We start from the raw sequence: 11,732 nt of genomic DNA on the forward strand, positions 1-11,732 counted from the left end.
TCCCCCGGTTCCCCCGGTTCCCCCTGCTCCCCCGCTCCCCCGCTCCCCCGGCTAGAGGGCCCTGCGGGCCGCGGCGATCGCCTCCGGGTCCCAGCCCGGGCGCGGGACCGACTCCAGGAGCAGCCGGGTGTACGCGTGCCCGGGCGCCGCGAGCACCTCGGCCGTGGTCCCCGCCTCGACGATGCGGCCCCGGCGCATCACGACGATCTCGTCGGTGACGCACCGTACGACGCCGAGGTCGTGGGTGATGAAGAGGTACCCGATCCGGGTCTGCTCCCTGATGTCGGCGAGCAGGTTGAGGATCTGCGCCTGTACGGAGACGTCGAGCGCCGCGACGGCCTCGTCCAGGACGAGCACGGCCGGTTCGACGGCCAGGGCCCGGGCGATGGCCACGCGCTGGCGCTGACCGCCGGACAGCTGCCGGGGCAGGGCGTCGGCAGCCCGGGTGCCGAGGCCGACCTGGTCGAGCAGCTCGCGGACCCGCCGGGTGTGGTCGCGGCCGGGGAAGTGCAGGCGCAGGGGTTCGCGCAGGGCCGCCTCGACGCTGGTGCGGGGGTCCAGGGAGAGGTAGGGGTCCTGGAAGACCATCTGCACCTCCCGGGCGCGGGCCAGCCGTGCGGCCCTGCCGCCTCCGCCGCCCCGGGCGGTCCTGGACCGGCCGCCGACCAGGACCTCTCCGCCGTCGGCCCGTTCCAGGCCGACGATGATCCGGGCGGTGGTGGTCTTGCCGGAACCCGACTCCCCCACGATCCCCAGCGAGCCGCCGGCCGGCAGGCCGAAGGACACGTCGTCCACGGCGCGCACGGCCCCGTAGGAGCGGCTCAGTCCCCTGACCTCCAGTACGTTTCCCGTGTTCCGCACGGCGTCCAGGTCATCGGGCATCGACGGCGCTCCCTTCGAGCCGGTCGCTGTGGTGGCAGGCGGCCAGGTGCTCCGGCCGCCCCGGGGCGGCGGCGGGCTGCGGGGCCCGCTGGTCACAGACCTCCGTGGCGAGCGGGCAGCGGGCGGCGAAGGCGCAGCCGGGCAGTTCCTGGCGCAGGTCCGGCGGCTGGCCGGCGATGGCGGCGAGACGGCCCCGGGGGCCGTCCATGCGCGGGGTGGAGGCGAGGAGGGCCGCCGTGTAGGGGTGCCGGGGGCCCGCGAAGAGGGCCTCGGCGGGGCCGGTCTCGGCGATCCGGCCGGCGTACATGACGTAGACCCGGTCGCTGATGGCGGCGGCGAGGTCGAGGTCGTGGGTGACGAACAGCAGGCCGGTGCCGAAGCGTTCGCGCAGGGCGGCCAGCAGGGAGATGACCTCGGCCTGGCTGGTGACGTCGAGCGCGGTGGTGGGTTCGTCGGCCAGCAGCAGCGCCGGGTCGCCCATGAGGGCGGCGGCGATGACGACCCGTTGGAGCATGCCGCCGGAGACCTGGCCGGGGTACTTGCGCAGGACGGACTCGTCCAGGCCGACGGCCCGCAGGAGTTCGGCGGCCCGCGCGGTGGCCGCGTCACGGCCCATGGCCCCGGTGAGGGTGACGCTCTCGGTGAGGAAGTCGCCGATCCGGCGCAGCGGGTTGACGGCGGCGCGGGGGTCCTGGAAGACCATGGCCGCCGTGCCGGCCCGTACGGCGCGCAGCCCGGCGGCGTCCAGGGTGAGGACGTCCCGGCCGGCGACCCGGACGCTCCCCTCGACGGTGGCGCGGGGCGGCAGCAGCCGCAGCGCGCTGCGGGAGGTGAGGGACTTGCCCGAGCCGGACTCGCCGACGAGGGCGACGGTCTCGCCCGCGCCGACGGTGAGGTCGACCCCGTCGAGGACGGGCCGGGCGGTGCCGGGGAGGCTGATCCGCAGCCCCTGGATGTCGAGGGCGGGGCCGGAGGTGTTCGGTGTTCTCATCGGTCTCTCCTGGCGACGCGGTCCGCCCAGCGCTCGCCCACCACGTTGAAGGCGACCACGGTCAGCACGATCACGGCACAGGGCAGGATCGCGGACAGCGGGTAGCCGTGCTGGATGGCGGTCTGGCCGTCGAAGACCATGCGGCCCCAGTCGGGGGTGAGGGCCGGGACGCCGAGTCCGAGGAAGGACAGGCCGGCGAGGTCCATGAGGGCGTAGCCGAAGTTGATGGCGGACTGGGCGAGGACGACGGGGGCGATGTTCGGCAGGACGTGGCGCAGGCAGATCTGGAGGGCGGAGTGGCCCTGGACCTGGTAGGCGCTGACGTACGGCCGGGCCCGTTCGGCCAGGACCAGGGAGCGGGTGAGGCGGCTGACGTAGGGGGTGTAGGCCACCGCCAGGGCGAGGACCGGGGCGAGCAGCCCCTCGCCGTAGACGGAGATGATCAGGATGGCGAGCAGCATGCCGGGGAAGGCGAAGACCAGCTCGGTGCTGCGGGAGAGGACGGAGTCGAGCCAGCCGCCGCGCCAGGCGGCGGCCGTGCCGATGGCGATGCCGGCGACGGTGGAGAAGACGACCACGCCCAGCGGGCCGAGCAGGGAGGTCCGGGCGCCGAGCAGCAGCCGGGAGAGGGTGTCGCGGCCGGCGGCGTCCACGCCGAAGGGGTGGCCGGCGGTGGGCGCGGCGAGGGCGTCGCCGAGGTCGACCGTGTTGGGGTCGTGCGGGGCGAGCCAGGGTGCGAGCAGGGCGGCGAGGACGACGAGGGCGACGAACGCCAGGCAGGCCAGGTGGAGCGGGGAGCCTGCCGCGCGGAGCCGGGCCAGGCCCGGTCTGCGGGTCAGTACGGCGGTCATGTGGCGGCCCTCCTGGATCCGAGGGTGACCCGGGGGTCGACGAGGGGCAGGGCCAGGTCCACGAGCAGGTTCACGGTCATGAAGAGGGCGACGATGATCAGCGAGATGGCCTGGACGGTCGGGAAGTCCTTGGTGGTGGTGGACAGTTCGAGGAGCTGTCCGATGCCGCCGACGCTGAAGGCGGTCTCCACGAGGATGGTGCACACCAGCAGGGTGGAGACGATCAGGCCGCCGGTGGTCAGGACGGTGCCCAGCGAGTTGCGGAAGACGTGCCGCCGGATGACCTGGCGCTCGGGGACGCCGCGGCTGCGGGCGACGGTGACGTGCTCGCTGTCGAGGGCTTCGAGCATGGCGGAGCGGGTGACCCGGGCGAGCATGCCGATCAGGTACAGCGCGAGGGCGACCGAGGGCAGGACGAGGTGCCACAGGAGGTCGCCGAAGCCGCCTTCGCCGGTGCCGCTGCTGGGGAACCAGCCGAGGTTGACGGCGAACAGGCCCTGGAGGAGGACCGCCGCGACGAAGGACGGGGTGCCGACGGCGAAGGTGGTGGTGACGAGGATGGCCGAGTCGGTGGCCCCGCCGCGAACGGCGGCGATCCGGCCGAGGAGCAGGCCGACGGCGACGACCACGACGAGCGACATCGCGATCAGGACCAGGGTGGTGGGCAGCCGGTCGGCGAGCAGGCGCGAGACGTCGGTGCGGTAGGTGATGGACCGGCCGAAGTCCCCGTGGAGCACGTCGCCCAGCCAGCGCAGGTAGCGGACGAGGAAGGGGTCGTCCAGGTGGTACTGGGCGTTGATCGCCGCGAGGGCCTCCGGGGAGGCGGAGCGGCCGGCGAGCAGGAAGCTCGCCGGGTTGCCCGGGGCCAGGTACAGGGCCCCGAAGACGACGAACGAGGCGACGAGCAGGGTGGCGGCCATCTCCGCCACCCGTCGTACGGCGAACCTGAGGAAGCTCACTGCGCGGCCCCCACGTCGGCGGCCCACGGGTAGTACATGTACGAGATGGTGGTGGGGGCGCCGGTGATCCGCTTGTTCATGAACAGGGCGGTGGGCCATTCGGCGACGGGGATCCACAGCAGCTGTTCGGACGCCTGGTGCTGGAGCTTGGCGGCGATGTCAAGGCGCTCCTCCGCCGGGTAGACGGCGGTGGCCTGGTCGACGAGGCGGTCGTACTCCGGGTCGCTGTAGCCGCCGAAGTTGAGGTAGGCGCCGGTCTTGAAGTTGACCAGCAGGTCGAGCGGGTCGGTGATCGAGTCGTAGTAGGTGAGCGGGAACATGTCGATGCCCTCGCGCGCCTGGGGGTCGGTGAACAGGGCGGTGAAGGCGTTCGGGGCGATCGTCTTCAGCCGGATGTCCAGGCCGATCTGCGTGCCGGCCGCCTGGACGGCGGTGGCGAGGAGGGAGACGTCCTGGCCGATGGAGCTGGTGGCGACGGTGAGGGTCTTGCCGGTGGCGCCCGCCTCCTTGACCAGGGCCTTGGCCTTCTCGATGTCCTGGCCGGTGGGCGGCAGGCCGTCGAAGGCGGTCTTCAGGGTGCGCTCGGGGGCGGCGGCCCAGGCGGCGTGGGTGGTGAGGGAGTTGGTGGCGGTGCCCGCGCCGCCGAGTCCGGCCTTGACGAAGCCGGTGCGGTCCAGGGCCAGGGACAGGGCCCGGCGGACGCGGACGTCGCCGAGGGGGCCCTTCATGTTGGTGATGTTGACGTTGACCGTGCTGAGGCCCTCGCCGAAGTACAGCTTGCCGGCCCCGCTGTCGCGCAGCCGGGCGTAGCTCTCGGTGGGGATCAGGTAGCCGCCGTCGGCCTCGCCGCTGAGCAGGGCGTTGGTGCGGGCGGAGGGGTCGGTGAGGATGCGGAAGACGGCCTTCTTGGACTTGGCCTTGGTGCCGCGGTAGCCGTCGAAGCGGTCCAGCTCGATGGACTGGCCCTTGGTCCAGGTGCCGAGCTTGAACGGGCCGGTGCAGCCGAGGTCCCCGGTGGTGCCGTAGTCCTTGCCGGCGGCCTCGACGGTGGCCTTGGACGCCACGACTCCGGCGGCGGTGGCCATGTACTGGGGGAACTGGGAGTCGGGCTTCTTGAGCTTGACGGTGACCTGGAGCGGGCCGGTCTTGGTGATCGAGGCGACGTTCTGGAAGACCTGGGCCCAGGCGGCGGCGTTCTGGGGGTCCATCTGCCGGGCGAGGCTGAAGACGGCGTCGTCGGCGGTCATCTCCCGGCCGTCGTGGAAGCGGACGCCGGGGCGCAGGTCGTAGACCCAGGTGGTGGGGTCGGGGTTGGTCGCCTGCCGGGCCAGACCTGGCTCGGTGGTGAGCGAGGGGGTCCAGCGCATGAGGCTCTCGCACACGTTGGAGAGCACGGTGTTCTGGGGGTAGTCGAAGGCCGCCGTGTAGTCGAGGGTGGGCGGTTCGGCGTAGACGGCCCAGGTGAAGGAGTCGATCTCGCCGCGCGCCTCCGGGGTGGAGGGCGACAGCTTGACGTCGGTGACGCCCCCGGCGGCCTGGTCCTTGGGCGGGCCGGAGCAGGCCGCGAGGAGGGCGCAGGAGGTCAGGACGGCGGTGACCGCGGCTGCGGTCCGCAGGCGGATGCGGGGGCGTCTGCTCGTCCGGGGTGGGGAGGTGGTCATCGTCGCGCTCTCTGTCCGTGAGGGTTGGGGGGAGGAGCGGGCGGACCGCCGGGGCGGGCGGTCCGCCTGGAGCGGCAGGGCCGGGGATCAGCCGGCGGCGGGCACGGAGGGGATCTGCTGGGTGATGCAGTGGACCCCGCCGCCGCCGAAGGCGATGGCGAGCGCGCGGACGCCGACGACCTTGCGGCCGGGGTGGGCCGAGGCGATGACGGCGAGGGCGTCCTCGTCCTGGGGCACCCCGGCCACCGGGACCACGACGCCGCCGTTGGCGATGTAGTAGTTCATGTAGGACACCTCGATCTCGCCGTCGGCGAGGTCGGTGAACGCGGTCTGCGGGATCTCGATGATCTCCAGGCGGCGGCCCCGGGCGTCGGTGACGGCCTCCAGGACGGCGCGGTTGGCGCGCATCCGGGCGTAGTCGGGGTGGGTGGGGTCCGAGGGCAGGGAGATGACGACGGTGCCGGGCGCGGCGAAGGCGCAGACCCCGTCCACGTGGCCGTCGGTCTCGGTGTCGCGCAGGCCGCCGTAGGGCAGCCAGATGACCTTGGTGATGCCGAGGCGGGCCTTCAGCTCGTCCTCGATCTCCTCGCGGGTCATGCCGGGGTTGCGGTTGGGGTGCAGGAGGCACTGCTCGGTGGTGATCAGCGTGCCCTCGCCGTCGACGGTGAGGGCCCCGCCCTCCAGGATCATCTCGGAGTGGATCCGGTCGACCCCGAGGTGCTCCAGCAGCAGGGCGCTGATCCGGTCGTCGGAGTCGAAGGGGTGGTGCTTGCCGCCCCAGGCGTTGAAGCGGAAGTCCACGCCGGCGCGGCGGCCGTCCCCGTCGAGGACGAACAGCGGGGCGGAGTCGCGGAACCAGGAGTCGTCCTGCGGCACCTCGATGACGGTGACGCCGTCCCCGCAGTGGCTGCGGGCGTCCTCGGCGAACCCGGGCGGGGCGACCATGGTGACGGGCTCGAAGGCGGAGATCGCGCGGGCGACGGCCGCGTACTCCTCCTTGACGTCGGCCAGGACGCTGCCCCACAGGTCCTCTCGGACGGGCCAGGCCATCAGGCAGCCGTCGTGTGCGGACCACTCGGCGGGCATACGGTATTCAGCCATCAGGTGTCTCATTTCCATTGGTCGGCGGAGTCTTCCACCGAACTGAAATTTCAGTCAAGAGCGGAATCGTGATGAAGCGGGGGCGTCGGCCGACCTCAGAGGAAGTAGAGCCGGTTGAGGGAGACCCGGTCCGCCGGCTCGGAGCGCAGGGGCTCCCCGTCGAGGGTGACGAGGCCGCTGCGCGGGTCCACGTCGACGTCTCCCAGGCGGGCGTTGCCGATCATGCTCCCGGGTCCGATCCCCCGGGTGCCGCGGACGGCCACCCTGCGGCGCCGGGTGCCCAGGGCGTCGTACGGGGCGCCGAAGGAACCTGACTCGGCGGCGGCGCGGCTGACGAAGGCGACGGACAGATCGGCGGGGGCGGCGCCGTGGGCGCCGAACAGGGGCCCCAGGACCAGGGGTTCGCAGCAGTCCGTGGCCGCGTTCGGATCGCCCGTGACCCCGTACGCCGGGAAGCCGGACTTGAGCACCATCTGCGGCTTGGCACCGAAGAACGGCGGCCGCCAGAGCACGATGTCGGCGAGCTTGCCGACCTCGATGGAGCCGATCTCGTGGGCCAGGCCGTGGGCGATGGCCGGGTTGATCGTCAGCTTGGCCATGTAGCGCAGGACGCGGGCGTTGTCGTCGCCCTCGGCGTCCCCCTCCATCGGGCCGAGCTCGGCCTTCATCTTCCCCGCCATGGCGAAGGTCCGGCGGATGGTCTCGCCGGCGCGGCCCATGCCCTGGGCGTCGGAGGAGGTGATCGCGATGGCGCCCAGGTCGTGCAGGACGTCCTCGGCCCCCATCGTCCCGGCGCGGATCCGGTCGCGGGCCATGGCGGCGTCGCCCGGCAGGTCCGTCTTCAGCGCGTGGACGGAGACGATCATGCCGTAGTGCTCGGCGACCGCGTCCCGGCCGAAGGGCAGGGTCGGGTTGGTGGAGGAGCCGATCACGTTCGGCACGCCCGCCATCTTCAGCACGTTGGGGACGTGTCCGCCCCCGCAGCCCTCGATGTGGAACGCGTGGATCGTGCGGCCCTCCAGGACACGCAGGGTGTCCTCGACGGAGAGGCACTCGTTGAGGCCGTCGCTGTGCAGGGCCACCTGCACGTCGTGCTCCTCCGCCACGCGCAGGGCGGTGTCCAGGGCCCGGGTGTGGGCGCCCATGTCCTCGTGCACCTTGAACCCGCAGGCGCCGCCCTCGGCCAGGGCCTCCACCAGGGGCGCGGCGTCCGAGGAGGAGCCGCGGGCGAGGAAGCCGATGTTCACCGGCCAGGCGTCGAACGCGTTGAAGGCGTGCTTGAGCGCCCAGGGCGAGTTCACACCGACGCCCCAGGCGGGCCCGATCTCCTGGCCGATGATCGTGGTGACGCCGCTGGCGAGCGAGGCCTCCATGATCCGCGGGGAGAGCAGGTGGACGTGGGTGTCGACCGCGCCCGCCGTGGCGATCAGGCCCTCGCCCGAGATCATCGTCGTGCCGGTTCCGATGACGACGTCGACCCCGTCGAGGGTGTCCGGGTTGCCGGCCCGGCCGATCGCGTGGATGCGGCCCTCGCGGATGCCGATGGAGACCTTGCGGATCCCGAGGACGGCGTCGATGACCAGGACGTTGGTGATCACCGCGTCGCAGGTCTCGCGGACGGCGGCGGCCTTGAGGTGCAGGCCGTCGCGGGCGGTCTTGCCGAAACCGGCCAGGAACTCGTCACCGGGCTTCTGCGCGTCCGACTCCACCCGGACGACGAGCCCCGAGTCGCCGAGCCGGACCCGGTCCCCCGCGCGGGGGCCGTGCACCGTGGCGTATTCGTACGGGTCGATGTGCCGGCTGCCGGGGGCGCAGTGGTCGCTGTGGCGGGACGGCCTGCTCATGCCGCACTCCCTTCCGGGGCCACCGCACCGAGGTAGCCGCAGGCGGCGGCGCGGACCAGGGCCTCCGCCTTGGCGCCGGGGGCGTCGAGGGGGCCGTCGACCAGTCCGGCGAAGCCGATCGCGATCCGCGCGCCGCCGATCGGGACCAGGCCGACCTCGACGACGGCGCCGGAGTCGAAGCGCACGGAGGAGCCGGCGGGGACGCACAGCCGCATGCCGTAGGCCGCGGCCCGGTCGAAGTCGAGGCGGGGGTTCGCCTCGAAGAAGTGGAAGTGGGAGGTCACGCTCACCGGCACGGCGGCGGTGTTGCGCACCCGCAGGTGGACGACCGGCTCCGGCTCGTCGACCGTGTCGGCGCCCGGCAGGACGGCGCCGGGGGCCCCGTCGTCCCGGGGCTGCGCCCCGAAGGGGTCGCCGACCGCCGCGAGGCGGGTGCCGTCCTCGAAGACGGCCTCGACCATCACCTCGGTCACGATGTCCACCACCCCCGGCAGCACGTCGTCGGGGCCCAAGACGGAGCGGCCGCGTGCGAGGGCCTCGGCGAGGCGGACCCCGTCGCGGGCGGCCTCGCACACCGTGTCCGCTATCAGGGCGGTGGCCTCCGGGACGTTGAGCCGCAGGCCCCGCGCACGCCGGGCCCGCGCCAGCTCGGCGGCGCCGAACAGCAGGAGCCGGTCGCGTTCGGTGGGTGTCAGCGGCACGGGGACCACCGCCTACGGGAAACGTTCATGATCATTCCTTTGGATTGCGCCGGCCCGCGGATGACTCCGGGCGACGCGAGGAACTGTGGCACTGACTGAAAATTCAGTCAAGAGTTACGACGAGGAAAGGCCCCGGCCTACGGCAGGACAGGACACGCGGTGACCGCGCGGTCGCGTCCGGGCAGGCCGGGGCGGCCCACCGGGGTGGGGAGGAGCGAGGGGGGACCCCTCAGTAGCGCTGGAGTCCGGCCAGCTCGGCGTCGATGGCACCGCGCATCAGCTCGCGCGCGTGGCCGATCCGGATCCCGCCGCTGAGCCAGCGCATGCTCAGGCCCTCCAGCAGGGCGGTGAGGCGTTCGGCGGCCGCGGCGAGCGAGGAGGCGGTGGCCATGGGCTGGACCTGCCCCAGCAGCGCGGCGACCTCCTGGACCCACACCAGGGTGGCCCGGGCGAGGTCCTCGCGCAGCACCTCGTCGAAGACGGCGCTGGCCCGCAGCTCACCCCAGGCCGAGCTGTTCTCCCGGACCTCCACGGTGTCCTGGAGCTCCAGCAGCAGCGTCTCGTCCAGCTCCTCCCGCGGGGTGAGGGGAGGGGCGTCCGGGTCGCGGTCGGTGGTGTAGCGCTCGGCCCGGTCGTTGATGAACTCGAGGGTCTGGCGCAGGACCCCGGTACGGTCCTTGAAGTGGTAGTAGATCAGGGCCGTGGACACCCCGGCCTCGGCCGCGAGTTCTTCCACGCGCAGCCCGCGGACCCCGCGCCGGGCGATCACCCGGGCGGCCGCTTCGAGGATCTGAGTGCTGCGAGACGCCATGACCCGCACCTTACCGGGGCGTTCGGCCACGGGCGCACGCGGCCCGTCCCCGGACCGGCGGGCCTGCCGGGGGACGGCGGCCATCAGACCGCCGGCGGGACGGCCGGGTGCGACTGGGTGGCGCAGTGGATGCCGCCGCCGCCGCTCGCGATGCCGTCGATGACGACCTGGACCACCTCCCGGCCGGGGTAGGCGGCCTGCAGGACGGCGTAGGCCACGCCGTCCGCGTAGGCGTCGCCGAAGCGGGGGGCGATCACCGCGCCGTTCGGGGTGTAGTAGTTCGTGTAGCTCGACAGGAACTCGTCCCCCCTGCCGGTGATCTTCTTGCGGTCCGGGCCGGGCAGCTCGGTGACGGCCAACCGGCGGCCCCGGGCGTCGGTGGCGGCCGCCAGGACCTTCTTGGTCTCCTCGTAGACCGCGACCCACTTGGGGTCGGTGCCGGGTCCGGGCTGGTCGAGGATGACCTTGCCCGGGGCCGTGAAGCGGGCCAGGCAGTCGATGTGGCAGTCGGTGATGTCCGCGCCCGCCAGGCCCGGCGCCCAGATGACCTTCTGGATGCCGAGCGCCGTCTTCAGCTCCTGCTCCACCTGCTCCTGCGTCATGCCCGGGTTGCGGTTGGGGTTCACCAGGGAGCTGACGGTGGCCAGCAGGGTCCCCTCGCCGTCGGTCTCCAGCGAGCCGCCCTCGCCGGTGAAGCCCGCCTGGATCCGGTTCACGGCGTACTCGCCGAGGAGGATGCCGGCGGCCGCGGCGTCGTTGGCGTAGGGCTGGGCGTACGTGGTGCCCGTCTTGCCCCAGCCGTTGAAGTTGGTGTCCACGCCGGCGACGGCCCCCGGGCCCGCCAGGAAGGTGGGGCCGAAGTCGCGGATCCACAGGTCGTCGACCGGTATCTCGATCACGTCGATGGCGTAGCGGGCGCCCCGGCCGCACTGGTAGCGGGCGTCGGCGGCCTGGCCGGGGCGGGCCAGCACCACGACCGGCTCGAAGCGGGAGATGGTGTGGGCCACGTTCGCGATGTCGGCGCGCACGTTCGCCAGTCCGCTGCTGCCCCAGACCCGGGAGAGGGCGGGCCAGGCCATGTAGGTACGGACGTGGGCGTCGGTCTCGGCGGGCATGGTCAGCCCGGCCGGGGCGCCCGCGGCGCGGGCCAGGGCGGAGGGGAGGGCCGAGCCGAGGGCCGCGAGCGGCAGGGCCGCCGCGCCGAGCTGGAGCAGCCTGCGACGGGAGGTGGTGGGCGATTCCATGGGGGCTCCCTGATGAGGAAGGGGCGGGGATTGATCGGCATCCTTGCGTTAACTGAAAATTCAGTCAAGGGATGAGGGAGGAATGGGTTCCGCGCGGGTGCCTTCGGATCAGCCCAGGTGGTACTGGTCCACGACGATCGTGACGGGCCCCGCGGCGGCCGCCTTGCGCAGCCGGACGACGGCCAGCTCGCGCCGGTCGGGGCTGCGGACGCAGAACGGACGCTCCCCCGCCAGGGCGGTGAAGGGCAGGGCGGTGACGGGCTTGGTCTCGATGCCGTGGAGGCAGGCGGGGACCGTGAGCGCCTTGCCGTCGGAGACGAAGGAGTCGGACTCCTCGGAGGGCACGAAGGACTGGGCGTCCCGCGCGAGGAACCAGGTGGCGGAGTCGGCGGGCACCACCTTCCCGGCCTTCAGGTCGAACTCGTAGCCGGTGTCGGGGGCGGTCAGCTCGACCTGCGTGTACGCGGCCGGATAGGGGGTGGGCGTGGGGGACGGGGACGGCCGCTCGGCGGGCTCCCCGTCCGCCGGTACCTGGTCCTCGGCGGATGCGGTGGCCCCTTCGTCCGGGCCGTCCAGGTAGTACGCGGCCCCGCCGCAGACCAGCAGGGTCACGGCCACCGCCCCGGCCACGGCGGGCAGCCGCCGCCCGCGGCGCGCCGCCCGGCGGCCGGGGGCCGGCGCGGGGGC

Annotated in this window: 10 protein-coding genes and 1 pseudogene; all 11 read right to left on the bottom strand. The window is 73.3% G+C overall.

Going from position 1 to position 11,732, the window contains the following annotated elements; all coding sequences use genetic code 11:
• Window positions 1-51: 51 nt before the first annotated feature.
• The gene (locus ACFVXK_RS20125) at window positions 52-882 is read right to left on the bottom strand and encodes an ABC transporter ATP-binding protein (RefSeq protein ID WP_389613484.1); all 831 of its coding nucleotides are present in this window, start codon (window positions 880-882) and stop codon (window positions 52-54) included.
• Window positions 872-1,873 carry an ABC transporter ATP-binding protein gene (locus ACFVXK_RS20130; protein WP_389613485.1) on the bottom strand — a complete coding sequence of 334 codons (1,002 nt, stop codon included), beginning with the start codon at window positions 1,871-1,873 and terminating at the stop codon, window positions 872-874. Before ACFVXK_RS20130 ends, ACFVXK_RS20125 begins: the two co-directional genes overlap by 11 nt.
• A complete protein-coding gene (locus ACFVXK_RS20135; RefSeq protein WP_389613486.1) occupies window positions 1,870-2,724 on the bottom strand; it encodes an ABC transporter permease in 855 nt (284 codons plus the stop codon). Before ACFVXK_RS20135 ends, ACFVXK_RS20130 begins: the two co-directional genes overlap by 4 nt.
• Complete coding sequence (locus ACFVXK_RS20140; RefSeq protein WP_389613488.1) at window positions 2,721-3,683, bottom strand: ABC transporter permease; 963 nt, start codon at window positions 3,681-3,683, stop codon at window positions 2,721-2,723. Before ACFVXK_RS20140 ends, ACFVXK_RS20135 begins: the two co-directional genes overlap by 4 nt.
• On the bottom strand, window positions 3,680-5,344 hold the full coding sequence (locus ACFVXK_RS20145) for an ABC transporter substrate-binding protein (protein WP_389613489.1): 1,665 nt from the start codon (window positions 5,342-5,344) through the stop codon (window positions 3,680-3,682). Before ACFVXK_RS20145 ends, ACFVXK_RS20140 begins: the two co-directional genes overlap by 4 nt.
• Before the next feature lie 87 nt (window positions 5,345-5,431).
• Window positions 5,432-6,445 carry an agmatine/peptidylarginine deiminase gene (locus ACFVXK_RS20150; protein WP_389613491.1) on the bottom strand — a complete coding sequence of 338 codons (1,014 nt, stop codon included), beginning with the start codon at window positions 6,443-6,445 and terminating at the stop codon, window positions 5,432-5,434.
• Between the two features lie 95 nt (window positions 6,446-6,540).
• On the bottom strand, window positions 6,541-8,289 hold the full coding sequence (locus tag ACFVXK_RS20155; protein WP_389613493.1) for an urease subunit alpha: 1,749 nt from the start codon (window positions 8,287-8,289) through the stop codon (window positions 6,541-6,543).
• Window positions 8,286-8,990 (bottom strand): urease subunit gamma, encoded by a 705-nt coding sequence (ureA, locus tag ACFVXK_RS20160; RefSeq protein ID WP_389613495.1) that lies wholly within the window; start codon window positions 8,988-8,990, stop codon window positions 8,286-8,288. Before ureA ends, ACFVXK_RS20155 begins: the two co-directional genes overlap by 4 nt.
• Before the next feature lie 229 nt (window positions 8,991-9,219).
• Window positions 9,220-9,801, bottom strand: coding sequence for a helix-turn-helix domain-containing protein (locus ACFVXK_RS20165; protein WP_365154942.1), 582 nt, complete (start codon window positions 9,799-9,801; stop codon window positions 9,220-9,222).
• 83 nt (window positions 9,802-9,884) lie between these two features.
• A complete protein-coding gene (locus tag ACFVXK_RS20170; RefSeq protein WP_389613497.1) occupies window positions 9,885-11,045 on the bottom strand; it encodes an agmatine deiminase family protein in 1,161 nt (386 codons plus the stop codon).
• Between the two features lie 108 nt (window positions 11,046-11,153).
• Window positions 11,154-11,732, bottom strand: a pseudogene (locus ACFVXK_RS20175) (hypothetical protein); the annotation flags it as partial.

Origin of the sequence: Streptomyces sp. NPDC058157, assembly GCF_042884105.1 — a bacterium.
Classification (GTDB): domain Bacteria; phylum Actinomycetota; class Actinomycetes; order Streptomycetales; family Streptomycetaceae; genus Streptomyces.